The sequence below is a fragment of the Chryseobacterium sp. genome (assembly GCF_029240215.1).
GTDB lineage: Bacteria > Bacteroidota > Bacteroidia > Flavobacteriales > Weeksellaceae > Chryseobacterium.
Genome location: NZ_JARBTK010000001.1, coordinates 861,264 through 878,780, shown reverse-complemented (window position 1 = coordinate 878,780; position 17,517 = coordinate 861,264). Strand labels below are relative to the sequence as shown.

The following is a 17,517-nucleotide window of genomic DNA, read 5'->3' as shown; positions in this document are numbered from 1 at the left end:
GAAAAAATTAAACTTATTTTGTTTTCTTGTTATGAATGAAAAGCTGTACAAGAGAACCTACGGACAACCCAATCAAAGCACTCATCACAATACTATTAGTTTCAAAAATATAACCCATAATTAGAAGCGTTAATGTAATGGCAAGAATGATAAAAAGGTATTTCCGTTCGATTTTGATCATATAATCTGATTTTATTCTGAATCTTTTTCAACTAAAGAATCTTTAAGCTTAAGTAATTCTGCTTTTACAAACTCAAGTCGGTCGATGAGAGAAATTGTTTCAGAAATTTTTGAATTTGTAGTCAGCGCAACACGCGCTCCGTCTAAAGTATACCCTTTTTCTTTCACCAAATGATAGATGATCTTCAGGTTTTTGATGTCTTCGGGAGTAAAATAGCGGTTTCCTTTCTTGTTTTTTTTAGGCTTAATGATCGGGAATTCCTGTTCCCAATATCTTATCAATGAAGCGTTTACATCGAATGCTTTGGCAACTTCTCCTATCGAATAATACAGTTTGTCGGGTAAATTTGTCTTCATTATAGCTGATCCTGAAAATTCAAAGATAAATATTTTTTAAACTACTTCGCAAATCGTAAATTGTCGGCTTTAAATAAAAAGAATGAAAAGGATATTGAATTTAGGTCTTATTGGTTTGGTTTTGGCATTTCTCAGTTGCAAATCACAAAATTACAATGCTATGTTTGACAACACCGAACCGAAATTAGTTTCAGATCAATTCACTTTTACAGAAGGACCGGCAGCTGACAAAGCCGGAAATGTCTACTTCACCGACCAGCCGAACGATAAAATTTATGTCTGGGACTGGAAAACCAATAAAATCACAGAATTTCTCGATAAAAGCGGACGTGCCAACGGAACTTATTTTGACGAAAATGACCATCTGATTACCTGCTCAGATAAAGAAGGCGAAATCTGGAAAATTTCAAAAGATAAATCTGTAGAAGTTTTATCTAAAGGTTTTGAAGGGAAAAGATTAAACGGTCCGAACGATCTTTGGTTAGATGGAAATGGCGGAATTTATTTCACAGATCCTTTGTACAAAAGAGATTACTGGGAAAACTTTAAAGTAGAAATTCCTGAGAAAAATTTGTATTACAGAAACAAAGACGGCAAAATTTCAAAACTGGAAACTTTTACCCAACCCAACGGGATTATCGGAAGCATAAAATCAAAAAAACTGTATGTTTCTGATATTGATGCAGGAAAAACTTATGTCTATGATATTTTAGGGGAAGGAAAACTTTCGGAAAAGAAATTATTTTGCGAAATGGGATCAGACGGAATGACGCTTGATAAAGAAGGAAATTTATATTTAACAGGCGATGGTGTTACGATTTTTAATAATAAAGGAGAAAAAATTCACCACATCAAAATTCCGGAAGACTGGACAGGAAATGTAACTTTTGGCGGAGAAAATAACAATGTTTTGTTTATTACGGCTTCAAAATCAGTCTATACTTTGCCGACTAAGACAAAAGGATTGAGGTAGATTGAGGGTAAAGCAAAGGTCAAGGTTAAATTTTTTAGCCTTAACCTTTGCCTTAATTTTAATAAGCCACCTCCATTTTCACTTTTTTGCCTTTTAGTTTTTCTGTACTCAGTTTTTTCAATAAATCTTTCACTTTACTTCTGGAAACTGCTACATAAGAAGTCGTATCTTTTACTTCAATAAGGCCCAAATCTTCTTTTTGCAGTTCTCCTTTTTTTAGTAAATATCCTACGATATCCACTTTATTGACTTTATCTTTTTTTCCGGCACTGATGTAGACTGTTTGAAACGGAGAATTCTCAGGAACTTTTGTAAATCCTTTCACAGATTCTTCAGGCGTATCTTTTCTGATAAACGGAAATTTTTCATCTTCTGTCATAACCAAATAGGCAAAACCTTTGGCATTCATTCTTGCGGTACGTCCGTTTCTATGGATAAATGCATCTTCTGTTGTAGGTAACTGATAATGAACAATCGACTCAACTTCCGGAACGTCTAACCCACGCGCAGCCAGATCTGTTGTAATCAAGACTCTCGCCGTATCATTTCTGAATTTCAGCAGAGCACGTTCTCTTTCATCCTGTTCCATTCCGCCGTGAAAGGTTTCTCTGGCAATGCCCTTATCCAAAAGCAAATCAGCGATGCGGTCAACGGTTTCTCTGTGATTACAGAAAATCAGAGTTCTTTTATTCCCGATTTTACAAATCAGATGAAATAATGTATCCAATTTTTCTTCAGAAATCGTCATTACTTTTCTTAATTGGATATCAGGTTTGTTCTCCAACTTTAAGAAATCAACTACCTTTTCATTTTTCAGACCTGTAAACTTCGGAATTTCGTCCATAGAAGTTGCCGAAGTCAGAATTCTTTGATAGAGATTGTACATATTCTCAATAATGTACTCCATATCATCATGAAAACCAAATTCCAGGGCTTTGTCGAATTCATCCAACACAAGATTTTTAATCGTTTTTACATCAAGATTTTTATTTCTCATATGATAGGCAACTCTTCCTGGAGTTCCGATTAATACTGCAGGAGCTTCCTTGAGATTGTTCATTTCAATCTTTTTATCGTGACCACCGTAGCAAACCGTAACTTTGAAATCAGTTCCCATCGATTTAAAAACCTGCTCAATCTGTAAAGCCAATTCTCTCGCCGGAACCAATATTAAAGCCTGAATTCCTGTAGATTCTTTTTTAAGATTTCTTAGAACAGGAAACAAAAAAGCCAATGTTTTTCCTGATCCCGTAGGAGAAAGGAGTACAACATCTGTATTGTTTTCCGTAGTTTTGTATGTAGATTTCTGCATCTGATTCATATCCTGAATCTGCAGTTTTTGATAAATAGATTCTAATCCCATTTTGCAAAGGTAAGGGAAAAGTATTTTTGTTGAAATTTTTAAATTATTTTAAAGAACTTTACATCAAAATTTTTAAAGAATTAAAAAGTAAAAAGAACCAAGTAAAAGTAATTTTAACTCTAAAAACTCTAAAACTCTCTCACCCAAGATGACTCCCGAGAAAAAACAACTCATGACCGACAGTTTCAACCGTTCAGAAACGTTGAAATTTTATAATGCCGAACTTCTGGAAGTGGAAACTGATTTCGTCTCCATCAAAATTCCAAAAATGGAAATGATGACCAGAACAGCCGGAATGTTCAACGGTGCGATGATTGCTTCTTTGGTTGATGTTTCATCTGGTTATGCTGCGGTGAGTCATTATGAACAGGATTGCTATGTTGTAACTGTGGAGCTGAAAGTGAATTATTTACGACCTGCAATTGGTGATGCGCTGGTTTCAAAAGCATACGTTGTAAAAGGCGGAAGTAAAATCAGCGTGATTAGAACAGAAATTTATACAGTGAATGAAGATCATACTTCAGAAAGCCATGTCGCAACTTCGTTGGTGACGATGATGAAGATAAAATAATTTGAATGCAATCGGGATTAATATATTTTCTAATGAAATGGAATGAGTTTTGTTAAATAAGCATAACATAAAAATAAAATACTATGAACTTAATTATTCGACTATTGATCACTGCTGTCGTGGCATTTTTACTCACAAAAATTTTGCCGGGCGTAGAATTTGCCGGCTTTGGATCAGCAATCATTTTTGCAATTGTTTTAGGATTACTTAATTTATTTGTAAAACCAATTCTCAGCCTTTTCGGATTACCACTTACGATCATTACTTTAGGGTTATTTGCTTTGGTTATCAACGCAGCAATTGTTCTTATCGCAGATTATTTTATTGACGGAATGGTTGTGAATGGCTTCTGGTGGGCATTCATTTTCAGTATTTTACTTACGATTGTAACTTCGTTGGCTAATTCTATGTTTTCAGATAAAGATTAGTAATATAGTACATTATAATAAAAATCGTCAGTTTCAGCTGGCGATTTTTATTTGGTGATATTGTGAAAAATATTTTTGTAATTTACTTCATCGAATTTTTGATATGTATGTAAATAAACTGTTAATTTTTCGTTGATTTTTATTTAAAATATTAACTTTGGCAACCTTAGACTTAACAGAAAAAATAATTGAATTCTCATTCGATTTATATATTCAAAAATTGAAAATTTTATATGAAACTTAAATATAATCTGCTTGCTTTGGCAACTCCGTTTTTAATGAATGCACAACAATTAATGACACCTGAAATTCTATGGACTTTAAAAAAAGTTGGAGTACAGGCAGTTTCTCCGGATCAGTCTTCACTTATTTATAAAGTCGGACAGGTTGATCTTAAAACAGAAAAAACTAAAAACGAAAACTATTTTCTGAATGTTTTTAATAATCAGTCTTCTAAAATTGATTTAGGAAAAAAAGCATTGATTCAGTGGGATAAAAACGGAATTTACGCTCAGGAAGGCGACAATATCTTTCTTTCAAAAGATAACGGGAAAACCTGGGCTGAATTTTATGCAATCGGTGAAGCAGATAACATTGTAATTTCTCCTGACGGTAAAAAAATAGCTTTCAGTAAGCAGGTTTTAGTTGAAAAACTGATGGGAAAAGATAAATATTCCGACACTCCAAAAACGACTGCCCAAGTTTACACAGATCTGAATCACAGACATTGGGATTATTTCAACGAAGGAAAATACAATCATGTTTTTGTAGTGAATATTTCAGATAAAGTTGATTCTGCAAAAGATCTTCTGGAAGGAAAAACCTGGGATTCGCCTCAAAGACCTTTCGGCGGAGCAGAAGATTTCATCTGGAGCCCTGATTCTTCTCAACTTTTATATGTTACAAAGCCGAAAAGCGGTAAAGAATACGCAACAAGCACAAATACGGATATTTTTGCTTACGATTTAGCTTCGGGAACAACAAAAAATTTAACTGAAACAAACAAAGGTTATGATGTAAACCCAAAATTCAGTCCCGATGGAAAATCTCTGGCTTGGCAAAGTATGGAAAGAGACGGCTACGAAGCCGATAAAAACGACATCAAATTGATGGATTGGAAATCCGGAAAAACTTCAAATCTCACAAAAGCATGGGACGAAAGTGTTTCCGGAGATGTTTTCTGGGGCGGAGATTCTAAATCGATTTATTTCACAGCAGCTTTCAGAGGAACAAAGCAATTGTTTTCTTTAGATGCTAAAAATTCTAAGGTTCAGCAAATTACAAAAGGTGATTTTGATGTTAACGAAATTTTTGCTGACAACAAAACATCACTTTTAGTTTCAAAAACAGATATTAATCATGCTTCAGAACTCTATTCTGTAAATCTTAAAAACGGAGAGTTGAATCCCGTTACAGAAGTTAATAAAGAGATGTATTCTAAGTTAGATCAGGGAAAATCTGAATTAAAAATGGTAAAAACTTCAGATGGAAAAGAAATGGGAGTTTGGTTCCATTATCCGCCAAATTTTGATCCGAATAAGAAATATCCAACTTTAGTTTATTGTCAGGGAGGTCCGCAATCTGCTTTAACTCAATTTTTCAGCACACGTTGGAATTTTGCTTTAATGGCAGCAAACGGCTACATCATCGTTGCGCCAAACCGTCGCGGAATGCCGGGTTGGGGAACAAAATGGAACGAAGAGATCTCTAAAGACTGGGGCGGACAACCCATAAAAGATTATTTGGCAGCAACCGATTTTGCGAAAACTTTACCTTATGTAGACAGCGAAAGAGTAGCAGCAGTCGGAGCAAGTTATGGTGGTTACAGCGTATTTATGTTAGCAGGAGTCCATAACAATAGATTCAAAACATTCATCGCCCACGATGGTTTGTTTGATATGAAATCTTGGTATTTAACAACCGAAGAGCTTTGGTTTGCGAATTGGGATCTAGGTTCTCCATGGGAAAAACCTTTGCCGAAAGCATATACTGATTTTAACCCAAGCAATTTTGTTGACAAATGGAATAAACCGATCATGATCGTTCAAGGGGGAATTGATTTCCGTGTTCCTTACGAGCAAGGTCAGGAAGCTTTCCAGGCTGCAAAATTAAGAGGATTAAAATCAAAATTGGTTTATTTCCCGAACGAAAACCACTGGGTTCTTCACCCACAAAACGGATTGGTTTGGCAAAGAGAATTCTTTGATTGGCTGAAAGAAACTTTGTAAACAAAAGCTTTGACTTTGTAATTCCCCTCCTCTGGAGGGGTGGATAAATTTTCAGAGAAAATTTAGACAGGGTGGTTTTACAGCCTCTAATTACTTTTAACATATAAAAAAAATGAACACGAGCGGACTTTAGTCCGCTTTTTGTTTTCAAATACTCAGGCTTTAGCCAAAATTTATATATTTGAATTATGCAAAACCGCATCTCATCATTTTCGCCAATTATTGATAACACGTCTAAAATCATAATTTTAGGTTCAATTCCAGGTGTGAAATCTTTAGAAAAGCAACAGTATTACGGGCATCCACAAAACAAGTTCTGGAAAATTATTTTTGAACTGTTTCACGAAGAGCTTACGGAAGATTACAATGAAAGAATTCAAATTTTAAAGAAGCATCATGTTGCACTTTGGGATGTCATCGATTCCTGCGAAAGAAAAGGAAGCTTAGATTCTGAAATTAGGAATGAAGAAGCCAATCAGATTGCAGAACTTTTAGAAGAATATCCAAATATCAAAGCAATTTTCTGCAATGGCGGAAAGTCTTATAAAAACGTGCAGAAAATTTTAGGTAAAAATTTCAGAATTCCGATTTATTTATTGCCATCAACAAGTCCGCTTCACACGATTTCTTTTGAGAGGAAATTCGAAGATTGGAAAAAGATTGTAGAATATATTTAAATTTAGCATTTCATTTGAAAAAGATATATTTGTGGTTCACAAATACTTTTACATGAATAAAAATTTTTTATTGCTATTTTGTTTTATTACAAGTTTTGCTTTTTCACAAGAATATCATTACGATTATTTTATTGCAGAACATTCTGTACGTTTTAAACCAGATAATCAACAATGGACGAGTGAGTCTTTTTATGATTCTGTTAATCAGAAAATGTTGTTTATCAGAACTCAAAATGACAAAATTATAGCATCAATTTATGATAAGGAAAATAATAGAAGTCATATATTTAAAGTAAATAAACTAAAAGATAAGATAACTTTCATTTACAAGCACACTAATCAATATCCTCAACAACAACACAAGAAGGATTACAATAAAGAAAATATTATTAAAGTAGAAAAATTAGATTCGCTAAAATATAATGTTACAGTTTTCAAAAATTCAAAATTAAAAAAGAAGAAAATATCAGCAATTGTAACGTTAGAAAAATCTGAATTTAATTATATAAATTTTAATGCTGATTATAACAGAACAGATGAAATTAATAAAAAAATAAGATCATTTCTAAATCCTAAGTTTAATTACATTATAAGTAATCAACAGAAAAAATATCATTCTTCTGATTACACTTTTGAGGAATCAATTCAAAAAATTCAAAAAACGGATTTAACGATTATAGTACCTGAAAAGCTTGTTCTGAAAGAATATAATTATTGGTCAGACTTTGAAGATTAAATTAAATATAAAAAGCAAGGAAATTTTTCCTTGCTTTACTTTTATAAATTAAAATGATTGCTATTTCTCCACCACATAAACCTCCTCATACGGCTGTATCAACACCCAACCGTTCCCTGAAAACTTCATTTGAAATTCTTCACCGCTTCCTCTTCCGATCAAACTCTTGAAAGAAACATTGGTTTTCAGTTCAGGACTTAAATTTCCTGACCACGCAACGGTAGCATTCGGATCTGTAAAAACCGGTGCGTCAGGAGTTACCATTAAGGTTAATGGTTCACCGTGAGTAGTGATTGCGATGTGACCTGTTCCTGAAAGTTTTACTTGGAAAAGTCCTCCAGACATCATTCCGGCAATGCTTTTCAACATTGTAATGTCGCTTTTAACACTTTGTTCGTGCGCTAGAACATCATTTCCATTCACGAAAAGAGTTTCGTTGTTTAAATATAAGATTCTAACCTTTTTCCCTGAATCGGCAACATATAATTTACCGGTTCCTTCTGCTTTCATCAGTTTTGCACCTTCTCCGCTTATGGCTTTTTTCAAAAGATTTCCCAGTCCGCCGGAAAGCATTCCCTGTCTTTCAAAATTGACATTTCCTACATAACCGACCATGCTTCCTGCTTTTGTCCAAACTGCCTGGTTGTTGAGGTTGATTTCTAAAAGTGCTGGTTTTTCCAGTTCAAAATAATCTCTTTCAAGAGGATTTTCTTTGGTCTCTTTTACGAATTCTTCTAAAGAATATTTGCTCATAGGTGTAATTTTAATTCTGTCTAAAATACTGTTTTTTCTTGTAATAAGTAAACAAAATAAAAAAATGTAGTACTTTAAAATCCCTGTCAGTACCGATAGTGAAATAAAGACTTGACAAAGGGGGTGCGAATGTTGTATATTTGCAGTCCGAAAATTACATCCGTAATTTTTTTATAATTTTTAAACCGTAATTTAAAAAATGAAGACATCCGATTTTAATTTTGATCTCCCTGAAGAATTATTGGCAGAGCATCCATCAGAACACAGAGATGAAGCAAGATTAATGGTTCTTGACAGAAAAACTCAAACCATTGAGCATAAAACATTCAAAGACGTTGTGGATTATTTTGACGAAAAAGATTTGTTCATTTTCAACAATACAAAAGTTTTCCCTGCACGTCTTTACGGAAATAAAGAAAAAACCGGAGCTAAAATCGAGGTTTTTCTTTTGAGAGAGCTTGATAAAGAAACCCGGGTTTGGGATGTTTTGGTAGATCCGGCAAGAAAAATAAGAATTGGTAACAAATTATTCTTTACTGAAGACGAATCTTTGGTTGCAGAGGTAATCGACAATACAACTTCAAGAGGAAGAACTTTAAGATTTTTATTCGATGGTTCTTACGAAGAATTCAGAACCAAATTGAAAGAATTGGGAGAAACTCCGCTTCCAAAATATATCAAAAGAGACGTAGAGCCGGAAGATGCTGAAAGATATCAGACAATCTATGCAAAAATTGAAGGAGCTGTAGCGGCACCAACTGCAGGTTTACATTTCTCAAGACATTTGATGAAGAGATTAGAGATCAAAGGAATTGATTTTGCTGAAGTTACGCTTCACGTTGGTTTGGGAACTTTTAACCCGATTGAAGTAGAAGATCTTTCTAAGCATAAAATGGAATCTGAAGAAATCATCATCGATGAGAAAAATGCTGAGATCATTAACAGGGCTGTTCAGGAAAACAGAAGAGTTTGTGCTGTAGGAACTACTACGATGAGAGCAATTGAAACTTCAGTTTCTTCAAACAGAAAAATTTCTGCATTCCAGGGTTGGACCAATAAATTCATTTATCCACCTCACGATTTCGGAGTTGCCAATACGATGATTACTAATTTCCACACGCCAAAATCAACATTAATGATGATGATTGCAGCCTTTGCAGGAAAAGACTTTTTAATGCATGCATACGAAGAAGCCGTAAAAGAAAAGTATAAATTCTATTCTTACGGAGATGCAATGCTTATTTTGTAATTAATTTTAAATTATAGATTATAAATTTTAGATTGAATCCTAATTTTTTAAAGGGTTTTAATCTAAAATTTATAATTTAAATCTATAATAAACAATACTTTGAAAGACATCCGTACATTATCACTCGATCAGCTTAAGGACTATTTTGGGTCTTTGGGAGAAAAACCGTTCCGTGCGAAGCAGGTTTATGACTGGCTGTGGAGCAAAAATCTGCATTCGATTGAAGAGATGACGAATCTTTCAAAGCAGCTTCGTGACAAAATTTCCGAAGAGTATACCATCAATCCTGTTTCTGTCGATCAACTTCAGAAAAGCACCGATGGAACCATTAAAAACGGAGTAAAACTTCACGATGGTTTATTGGTAGAATCTGTTTTGATTCCAACCGAAACCAGAACGACAGCTTGTGTTTCTTCACAGGTCGGCTGCTCATTAAACTGTGAATTCTGTGCTACAGCAAGACTTAAAAGGATGAGAAATCTTGAAGTCGCCGAAATTGTAGATCAGGTTGCATTAATTGACAGTCAAAGCAAAATGTATTTCAACAGACCGTTAACCAACATTGTTTTTATGGGAATGGGTGAGCCGATGATGAATTACAAAAACGTGGTGGAAGCCATTAAAAAAATCACTCAGCCGGAAGGTTTGGGAATGTCGCCAAGAAGAATTACCGTTTCTACATCAGGAATTCCAAAGATGATCAAAATGTTGGCGGATGACGAATTACGAGTGAAATTAGCATTGTCTTTACACTCAGCGATTGAATCTAAGCGTAACGAAATCATGCCGTTCTCAGATAAATTTCCTTTGACGGATATTATGGAATCACTTCAATACTGGTACAAAAAAACAGGTTCTGTAGTTACTTTTGAATATTGCGTTTGGAAAGGTATCAATGATGGAGATGAGGACATTAAAGCTTTAATTAAATATTGCAAACAGATTCCTTCTAAAGTCAATTTGATTCAATACAACCCAATCGGAGACGGAAAATACGATCAGTGTAACAAAAAAGCGGAGGAAAACTATGTTCGTCAGCTTGAAAACGCAGGAATTACCGTTATGATCAGAAAAAGTCGTGGTGGCGATATTGATGCTGCTTGTGGACAGTTAGCGAATAAAAATGCTGAATAATTCAATTAAGATCAATGCTTTATCAATGGCTTGATCATTCTTAACGATCAGTTTATACTTAAAATACTATTTTTGTAGGATGAAAAAAATCATTCTGCTTTTTATCATTTGTTTTTCTCAAACTGCTTTTTCTCAACAGGCAGAAATTTTTAAGCTTAAAAAATTCAGAGTTTCAGTTTTAAACGATTCGATCCAAGAAACTTCTGGGCTGAACTTTTTTGATGGAAAATTATATACTTTCAATGACAGCGGAAATCCTGCAGAATTATATGAAATTGATAAAAACTCAGGAAAAATCCTCAAAGTTTTAAAAACAAATGCCGAAAACAAAGATTGGGAGGCGTTGACTAATGATGGTAAGAATTTTTACATCGGAGATTTTGGTAACAATGCAGGAACCAGAAAAGATTTAAAAATCTATAAAATTCCATTCCAGAATAACGAATTGCAAAATGATGCAATGAAAACCATTTCTTTTTATTATCCTGAGCAAAACGATTTCACATCAAAAAATATTTCGACAGATTTCGATTTGGAATCGATAATATATTTAAACGGAAAAATTCACATTTTCACCAAAGAATGGGCTTCGAAATCTACAACTCATTACACAATTGATCCTGAAAATTTTCAAAATCAAGCTGCTCAGAAAGTTGAAACTTACAAAACAGGTTTTGTGGTTACGGATGCTTATTATTACGAAAAGAAACTTTACCTTGTGGGGTATACCAAGAAAACCGAAGTTTTTTTAGATGTTTTTAATGAAACCGATTCAGGAGTTTTTTTTAAAGAAAATTCAAGACATTTTTATTTAGGTAGTGCTTTGTCAATCGGGCAGATTGAAGGAATTGCCGTCGATGAAAAAGGAATTTATATTTCAGGAGAAAAATTCTATTCGCCGATTAAGAAAACGAAGCCGTTTTTTTATTTTATTCCTAAAGAAAAACTCAAACTTTAATTTTGTTAAAATTGGCTGAAAAACCTGTGATAAAACTTTCTTTTATGTATATGGAATAATTTTGGGTTTTCCATCTGACCTTTTAAAAAAAATAGGAATAAACAGATGAAAAAAATTATCTTTGTGAGAATTAATAAATACTCAACCAATCATTCTTAGATAGTGTCAAATATTGTAGAAGAAATCAAACGACCGATCAATGAGGAAATGAAACTTTTCGAGCAGAAGTTTTATGAATCCATGCAAAGCAAAGTCGCTTTACTCGATAAAGTTACCCGTTTTATTGTTACGACAAAAGGGAAGCAGATGCGTCCGATGTTTGTTTTTCTATGTGCTAAACTGATAGGTGATGTCAACGAAAAAACGTACCGCGGAGCTTCGATGATTGAGCTTATTCACACGGCAACTTTGGTGCATGATGATGTAGTGGATGAAAGTTTTAAAAGGCGTAATTTCTTTTCTATAAATGCTTTATGGAAGAATAAAATTGCCGTTTTAGTTGGTGATTTCTTACTCTCAAAAGCGGTTTTACTTTCTACAGACCATAAAGATTACGATTTGCTTTCTGTGATTTCCAGAACGATCAGAGAAATGTCTGAAGGCGAACTTCTTCAATTGGAAAAAGCTAGGAAACTCGACATTACTGAAGATGTTTATTACGAAATTATCCGTCAGAAAACAGCTACTTTAATCGCAGCGTGTTGCGAAATTGGAGCTTTGTCAAATGATGCTGATGAAAATTTAGCCAAGAAAATGATGCAGTTCGGAACGTATACCGGAATGGCTTTTCAAATCAAAGATGATTTATTCGATTATTTAAGTTCAAATGTGATCGGAAAACCGGTTGGAATTGATATTAAAGAGCAGAAAATGACGCTGCCTTTAATTCATACTTTAAAAATTGCCAGCGAAACCGATAGAAAATATTATTTCAACACCATAAAACGTTACAACAATGATCAAAAACGTGTAAAAGAACTTATTGCTTTCGTGAAAAGTTCCGGCGGTTTAGATTATGCAATTCAGGTAATGAAAGATTTTCAGCAGAAAGCAAAAGATATTCTTGATGAATTTCCTGATTCTGAAGTGAGAAAATCTCTGCACATGATGTTGGATTATGTGATTGAAAGAAAATTCTAATTAATCATTTGTATTAAAATTTCAATGTTAATTTAAAGAAAACAAAAAAACAGGAATTTTAATCAATTATTGTTGTTGTTATAATAATCACAGACAAAATAATACAAAATAAAGCGATTAAAAATAAATAATCCGCAATACTCTCATATCTGTTTCCCAGACTTTCTTTTTTAGATCTTATCGACATGAAAGAAAATAAACTGCTGCACGCAAAAAATACACATGCGATGCCTGCAAACTCGTCTAAAAATGTATGATGACTCGTTTTAGTGATTTTTAATGAGGTAATGATGATCAGAGAAAATCCCAAAAGATTACTCGATGCATTGAGGATGTGGGTTGATTTTTTTTCCATATTACAGAGTTTTATTCAAAGTAAATACATTTTTTTTCATTATCAAATTTTTAAAAAACATTCTTGAAAATTAAAATTAATATAAAAAGTGTATATTAGCAAAATACTTCAGAATTAAAAAATATTTAATATTTGGCTATGCAGACAACCTATATTGAAACTCAGCAGATTTCTTTTCAAGATTTTAAAAATCAGATACTTGAAGACTATAAATTAGGAAGAATCTCTCGTGAAATGTCTTATTTGGGCAGAAGAGAAGTTCTTACCGGAAAGGCGAAGTTCGGAATTTTTGGAGACGGAAAAGAGTTGCCGCAATTGGCAATGGCGAAAGTTTTCAGAAACGGAGATTTCCGTTCTGGATATTATAGAGATCAGACTTTTGCGTTGGCTATAGATGCTTTATCGGTTGAAAGTTTTTTTGCTCAGTTATATGCAGATACAAGTGTGGAAAGAGAGCCTGCATCTGCCGGAAGACAGATGAATGGTCACTTTGCCACAAGAAGTTTAAATGAAGACGGAAGCTGGAAAAATTTGATGGATCAGAAAAATATTTCTTCTGATATTTCTCCGACTGCCGGACAAATGCCAAGATTATTAGGTTTAGCTCAAGCTTCAAAAATATATAAATCAGTAAAATTTGACGGTTCTGAAAAGTTCTCTAACGAAGGAAACGAAATCGCTTTCGGAACAATTGGAGATGCCTCAACTGCCGAAGGTCATTTCTGGGAAACTTTAAATGCAGCATGTGCTCTTCAAGTTCCAATGATTGTTTCAATCTGGGATGACGGTTACGGGATTTCAGTTCCAACGATGAAACAGAGAGCAAAAGCTGATATTTCTGAAATGTTGAGCGGTTTCCAAAGAAAAGAAGGTGAAAATCAGGGTTGTGAAATTATTCAGGTGAAAGCTTGGGATTATCCGGCTTTATTGGATGCTTATGCGAAAGCAGAACATTTTGCAAGAACTGAATCTGTTCCTGTTGTTGTTCATGTAATTGAAGTTACGCAACCTCAAGGGCACTCAACTTCAGGTTCTCACGAAAGATATAAGAACGAAGACCGTTTATCTTGGGAAGCGGATTTTGACGGATTGTTGAAATTCAGAGAATGGATTTTAAATTATTCAATCGAAATTGAAGGAAATGAAGAGATCATTGCAAGTGTTGAAGAACTGGATGCAATTGATGAGGAAGCTAAGAAAAAAGTAAAAGCAGGACAGAAAACTGCTTGGGAAAATTATCAAAAAACGCTTACAGAATTGGCTTTTTCGGTTTTACCTTTAGTTGAAAATTTGAAAGGCCAGAATTCTGAAATTGAAACTTATATAAATCAATATAATAAATTGGTTTCTAAAGCTAAAAAAGATGTTTTCCATTTGGTGAGAAAATCTTTATTGGCAACAAGAGGAACCAATTCTGCGGAAAGAACTCAGTTGATGAACAAGTACAATGAAGTTTTTGAAGTTGAAAAAGATAATTATTCTTCTCATTTATATTCGCAGTCTCAGTGGAAAGCTGAAAATATAAAAGAAGTAAAACCGGTATTCACAGAAGCGTCTCAGGATGTGGATGGAAGAGTAGTGGTAAGAAATAATTTTGATAAAATATTTGAAAAATATCCTCAAACTTTGGTCTTTGGTGAAGATGCCGGAAATATCGGTGACGTGAACCAGGGATTGGAAGGAATGCAGGAAAAATACGGTGACATTCGTGTTGCCGATACAGGAATCCGTGAAGCGACCATTCTTGGTCAGGGAATCGGAATGGCAATGAGAGGTTTAAGACCGATTGCCGAAATTCAGTATTTAGATTATATTTTGTACTGTTTACAGGGAATGAGCGATGATTTGGCGACCGTTCAATATAGAACAAAAGGCGGTCAGAAAGCTCCCGTAATTATCAGAACGAGAGGTCATAGACTGGAAGGAGTTTGGCATTCAGGTTCTCCAATGGCGGGAATTCTGAATCTTTCAAAAGGTATTTTGGTATTAGTACCAAGAAACCTGACGAAAGCTGCCGGATTCTACAATACCATGCTTCAAAGTGACGATCCAGCTGTGATTGTTGAATGTCTGAACGGATACCGATTAAAAGAAAAACAACCGGATAACTTAGGTGAATTTACTGTTCCTGTCGGAAAAATTGAAGTGACAAAAGAAGGAAAAGATGTTACTTTAGTAACGTATGGTTCAACTTGGAGAATTGTCATGGAAGCAGCAGAAGAACTAGAAAAACTAGGGATTTCTGCGGAAGTTATTGACGTTCAGTCGTTAATTCCTTTTGATTTAACGCATGAAATTGCTGAATCTGTGAAGAGAACCAACAGATTGGTCGTAATCGATGAAGATGTGGAAGGCGGAACTTCAGCATTTATTCTTCAGCAAATTTTAGAAAAACAAAAAGCTTTCAGATTCTTAGATTCTGATCCGTTGACGATCGCTGCAAACAATCACAGACCTGCATATGCAAGCGACGGAGATTATTTCTCTAAGCCGTCTTCAGATGATATGGTAGAAAGAATTTATGCATTATTTAATGAAACAAATCCTCAGAAATATCCTGCGATATTTTAATTGAGATTTTTATAAAATTGAAACCGCTTTCTTTTAGAAGCGGTTTTTTTGTTTTTTGAAATTATCAATTAGTTTAAAATATAATGAAATAGATACAGTTTGTCATTCCGTAGGAATCTAAACATATATTTTAAAACTAAGTCTAGATTCCTACGGAATGACAAAAAGATTGTAAAATTCACTTTTATTTTTTAACTGAAAATTTAAAAAAACCGCCTTATGAAAAAATCTCAAAGCGGTCTATTAACAAGTTTAAAAATATCTAAAATTGTCAACTGAATGACAATAATGACTTCCTATAATCCAATATTCTTGTTTGGTTTCAATTGTTTTCTGATGTTCTTTGGAATTGCATTTTTGTGAACCAAAATTGCTGTTGATTTATACTCAACATACGGTCTTGTCACATACAGATATCCATCAAAATCGTTGGTTACTCCCCAAGAATTTTTCACCATGTAATATTGTTTTCCGGTTTGATCTTTTGCCAAACCTACGATGTGCATTCCGTGATCATCGGTTGTCGTAAGGTTGTTCAACGCTTTTTGACGAAGATCTTCAGTGATGGTTTTGTCTTTTTTAGGCTGTGTAAACAATTCTTTTTTTACTTCCGGAGTAATCTGATCCAAATCTACATCCGGTACATATGCAACACCATTTTTGTAAGAAAAATATGGTTCAGAAACATCTGTTGCCCAACCTACAGAATAACCTTTGCTAACAGCATTATCAATGATCGCTGTCATTTCATTCATCGGGATATTCCAGTCTGTATCATGACTCCAGTTATCAGGAATCGGAACTACAAATTTCTGATAGTATGGATAATCTTTGTAAGAAGACAATTCTACATAATCTTCGGGATTAATTCCTACAACTTCTTTAGCAAATGTTTTTGGAGTATAATTTTTCCCTTCATAAGTGAAGTTTGCGGGAACTTTTCCAAGATATTCATCAAGAATTGCATCCACAGAATTCATCCAGTTATCAGGAAGTTTTCCTTTTGAAGATGCTGCAACCAAACCTTCTAAAACAGGTTTCAGTTTCCCTTGCATTTCATTGAAATTATTTAAAGTCTGTCCAGATTTTAATCCTGTGTAAACTTCCTGCGGAACGGCTCCGTATTTTTTATACATATTGACAACATCATGTAATTCTCCACCATCGCCCCAACTGATCGCTCCGCTGTTTAAAACATATAATTTTGCCTTATCGTGATAAGAATTTCTTGCCGTAAAAATTTCTGCCAAATCAACAGGTTTTTTACCCATTCTTTGCATTTCGGATTCTAAAAAAGAGTTTCCCGAATAACTCCAGCAAGTTCCTGACGAACCTTGGTTTTTCACCGAAGTAGCTCCCACATCTTTTAATGTGGTAAACTGGAAATTGGCATTTTGAGACTGATTGTTTTTCAACTTGTTGATCAGGTCATCCTGAGCAAAGATCATACTTCCTGTACATAAAACAACAAGCAATGATGCAAATCTTTTATTTTTCATAAGAAACATACTGTTTATTTACAGTTAAATGAAATCTATTTTTAGCAGTACTAAAACAATTTTAAACAATTTCACCCTGTAAGAATTATATTTAAATAGTCGACAATGTTAACCGTATGTTACAAGATTGAATGTTAAAAAGGGTTAATACTTTACGGTTTTTAGTTATACAGTTAAACAGTTCGGACGCACTAACTAACTAACTAACTAACTAACTAACTAACTAACTAAAAACTCTACAACTTTTTACCTTCTTTACTTTGAGTATTTCCTTATTTTTAGAAAAAGTTTATCATGTTTCCAACCTTTTTAAAATTTCCTGCATCTATAAGAGTATAAAGCCTG

The 17,517-nt window shown here is 34.0% G+C and carries 17 protein-coding genes; 11 read left to right on the top strand and 6 right to left on the bottom strand.

Annotated elements, in window-relative coordinates; genetic code table 11:
- Nucleotides 1-13: 13 nt before the first annotated feature.
- Entirely contained in the window at nt 14-181 is a 168-nt protein-coding gene (locus tag K0R77_RS03850; RefSeq protein ID WP_300348127.1) for a hypothetical protein, read from the bottom strand.
- 11 nt (nt 182-192) lie between these two features.
- Complete coding sequence (locus K0R77_RS03845; protein WP_263002568.1) at nt 193-537, bottom strand: MerR family transcriptional regulator; 345 nt, start codon at nt 535-537, stop codon at nt 193-195.
- Nucleotides 538-619: 82 nt separating this feature from the next.
- Here K0R77_RS03845 and K0R77_RS03840 point away from each other — a divergent pair, with 82 nt between their 5' ends.
- Nucleotides 620-1,510 carry an SMP-30/gluconolactonase/LRE family protein gene (locus K0R77_RS03840; RefSeq protein ID WP_300348120.1) on the top strand — a complete coding sequence of 297 codons (891 nt, stop codon included), beginning with the start codon at nt 620-622 and terminating at the stop codon, nt 1,508-1,510.
- Between the two features lie 58 nt (nt 1,511-1,568).
- Here K0R77_RS03840 and K0R77_RS03835 read toward each other — a convergent pair whose 3' ends face one another.
- Nucleotides 1,569-2,873, bottom strand: a complete 1,305-nt coding sequence (locus K0R77_RS03835; protein WP_300348116.1) for a DEAD/DEAH box helicase — start codon at nt 2,871-2,873, stop codon at nt 1,569-1,571.
- Nucleotides 2,874-3,021: 148 nt separating this feature from the next.
- On the opposite strand from K0R77_RS03835, the gene K0R77_RS03830 reads away from it, so the two are divergent.
- The 5 genes from K0R77_RS03830 to K0R77_RS03810 all read left to right on the top strand — a co-directional run bounded on the left by K0R77_RS03830 (nt 3,022) and on the right by K0R77_RS03810 (nt 7,513).
- Complete coding sequence (locus K0R77_RS03830; protein WP_300348114.1) at nt 3,022-3,444, top strand: PaaI family thioesterase; 423 nt, start codon at nt 3,022-3,024, stop codon at nt 3,442-3,444.
- 83 nt (nt 3,445-3,527) lie between these two features.
- Nucleotides 3,528-3,872, top strand: coding sequence for a phage holin family protein (locus K0R77_RS03825; protein ID WP_300348102.1), 345 nt, complete (start codon nt 3,528-3,530; stop codon nt 3,870-3,872).
- A 233-nt stretch (nt 3,873-4,105) separates the two neighbouring features.
- Nucleotides 4,106-6,100 (top strand): S9 family peptidase, encoded by a 1,995-nt coding sequence (locus K0R77_RS03820; protein ID WP_300348098.1) that lies wholly within the window; start codon nt 4,106-4,108, stop codon nt 6,098-6,100.
- A gap of 188 nt (nt 6,101-6,288) precedes the next feature.
- Nucleotides 6,289-6,777, top strand: a complete 489-nt coding sequence (locus K0R77_RS03815) for a DNA-deoxyinosine glycosylase (RefSeq protein WP_300348094.1) — start codon at nt 6,289-6,291, stop codon at nt 6,775-6,777.
- 52 nt (nt 6,778-6,829) lie between these two features.
- Complete coding sequence (locus K0R77_RS03810) at nt 6,830-7,513, top strand: hypothetical protein (RefSeq protein WP_300348091.1); 684 nt, start codon at nt 6,830-6,832, stop codon at nt 7,511-7,513.
- Nucleotides 7,514-7,573: 60 nt separating this feature from the next.
- Here K0R77_RS03810 and K0R77_RS03805 read toward each other — a convergent pair whose 3' ends face one another.
- The gene (locus tag K0R77_RS03805; protein WP_300348087.1) at nt 7,574-8,266 is read right to left on the bottom strand and encodes an AIM24 family protein; all 693 of its coding nucleotides are present in this window, start codon (nt 8,264-8,266) and stop codon (nt 7,574-7,576) included.
- 199 nt (nt 8,267-8,465) lie between these two features.
- Between K0R77_RS03805 and queA the strand changes: the two genes are divergently transcribed.
- The 4 genes from queA to K0R77_RS03785 all read left to right on the top strand — a co-directional run bounded on the left by queA (nt 8,466) and on the right by K0R77_RS03785 (nt 12,747).
- Nucleotides 8,466-9,515, top strand: coding sequence for a tRNA preQ1(34) S-adenosylmethionine ribosyltransferase-isomerase QueA (queA, locus tag K0R77_RS03800; RefSeq protein ID WP_300348084.1), 1,050 nt, complete (start codon nt 8,466-8,468; stop codon nt 9,513-9,515).
- 99 nt (nt 9,516-9,614) lie between these two features.
- On the top strand, nt 9,615-10,649 hold the full coding sequence (rlmN, locus tag K0R77_RS03795; RefSeq protein ID WP_300348080.1) for a 23S rRNA (adenine(2503)-C(2))-methyltransferase RlmN: 1,035 nt from the start codon (nt 9,615-9,617) through the stop codon (nt 10,647-10,649).
- A gap of 79 nt (nt 10,650-10,728) precedes the next feature.
- On the top strand, nt 10,729-11,607 hold the full coding sequence (locus K0R77_RS03790) for a hypothetical protein (RefSeq protein ID WP_300348076.1): 879 nt from the start codon (nt 10,729-10,731) through the stop codon (nt 11,605-11,607).
- A 162-nt stretch (nt 11,608-11,769) separates the two neighbouring features.
- Entirely contained in the window at nt 11,770-12,747 is a 978-nt protein-coding gene (locus tag K0R77_RS03785; RefSeq protein ID WP_300348073.1) for a polyprenyl synthetase family protein, read from the top strand.
- Nucleotides 12,748-12,805: 58 nt separating this feature from the next.
- On the opposite strand, the gene K0R77_RS03780 is transcribed toward K0R77_RS03785, so the two are convergent.
- Entirely contained in the window at nt 12,806-13,102 is a 297-nt protein-coding gene (locus K0R77_RS03780) for a hypothetical protein (protein ID WP_300348068.1), read from the bottom strand.
- Between the two features lie 138 nt (nt 13,103-13,240).
- On the opposite strand from K0R77_RS03780, the gene K0R77_RS03775 reads away from it, so the two are divergent.
- On the top strand, nt 13,241-15,673 hold the full coding sequence (locus K0R77_RS03775) for a thiamine pyrophosphate-dependent enzyme (protein ID WP_300348062.1): 2,433 nt from the start codon (nt 13,241-13,243) through the stop codon (nt 15,671-15,673).
- Between the two features lie 296 nt (nt 15,674-15,969).
- Here K0R77_RS03775 and K0R77_RS03770 read toward each other — a convergent pair whose 3' ends face one another.
- Nucleotides 15,970-17,172 (bottom strand): C1 family peptidase, encoded by a 1,203-nt coding sequence (locus K0R77_RS03770; protein WP_300348057.1) that lies wholly within the window; start codon nt 17,170-17,172, stop codon nt 15,970-15,972.
- Nucleotides 17,173-17,517 lie beyond the last annotated feature (345 nt).

Excerpts from the sequence above, each read along its gene's own strand:
- K0R77_RS03850 (WP_300348127.1), bottom strand. The coding sequence starts at position 181 with ATGATCAAAATCGAACGGAAATACCTTTTTATCATTCTTGCCATTACA.
- K0R77_RS03845 (WP_263002568.1), bottom strand. The coding sequence starts at position 537 with ATGAAGACAAATTTACCCGACAAACTGTATTATTCGATAGGAGAAGTT.
- K0R77_RS03840 (WP_300348120.1), top strand. The coding sequence starts at position 620 with ATGAAAAGGATATTGAATTTAGGTCTTATTGGTTTGGTTTTGGCATTT.
- K0R77_RS03835 (WP_300348116.1), bottom strand. The coding sequence starts at position 2,873 with ATGGGATTAGAATCTATTTATCAAAAACTGCAGATTCAGGATATGAAT.
- K0R77_RS03830 (WP_300348114.1), top strand. The coding sequence starts at position 3,022 with ATGACTCCCGAGAAAAAACAACTCATGACCGACAGTTTCAACCGTTCA.
- K0R77_RS03825 (WP_300348102.1), top strand. The coding sequence starts at position 3,528 with ATGAACTTAATTATTCGACTATTGATCACTGCTGTCGTGGCATTTTTA.
- K0R77_RS03820 (WP_300348098.1), top strand. The coding sequence starts at position 4,106 with ATGAAACTTAAATATAATCTGCTTGCTTTGGCAACTCCGTTTTTAATG.
- K0R77_RS03815 (WP_300348094.1), top strand. The coding sequence starts at position 6,289 with ATGCAAAACCGCATCTCATCATTTTCGCCAATTATTGATAACACGTCT.
- K0R77_RS03810 (WP_300348091.1), top strand. The coding sequence starts at position 6,830 with ATGAATAAAAATTTTTTATTGCTATTTTGTTTTATTACAAGTTTTGCT.
- K0R77_RS03805 (WP_300348087.1), bottom strand. The coding sequence starts at position 8,266 with ATGAGCAAATATTCTTTAGAAGAATTCGTAAAAGAGACCAAAGAAAAT.
- queA (WP_300348084.1), top strand. The coding sequence starts at position 8,466 with ATGAAGACATCCGATTTTAATTTTGATCTCCCTGAAGAATTATTGGCA.
- K0R77_RS03790 (WP_300348076.1), top strand. The coding sequence starts at position 10,729 with ATGAAAAAAATCATTCTGCTTTTTATCATTTGTTTTTCTCAAACTGCT.
- K0R77_RS03780 (WP_300348068.1), bottom strand. The coding sequence starts at position 13,102 with ATGGAAAAAAAATCAACCCACATCCTCAATGCATCGAGTAATCTTTTG.
- K0R77_RS03775 (WP_300348062.1), top strand. The coding sequence starts at position 13,241 with ATGCAGACAACCTATATTGAAACTCAGCAGATTTCTTTTCAAGATTTT.
- K0R77_RS03770 (WP_300348057.1), bottom strand. The coding sequence starts at position 17,172 with ATGAAAAATAAAAGATTTGCATCATTGCTTGTTGTTTTATGTACAGGA.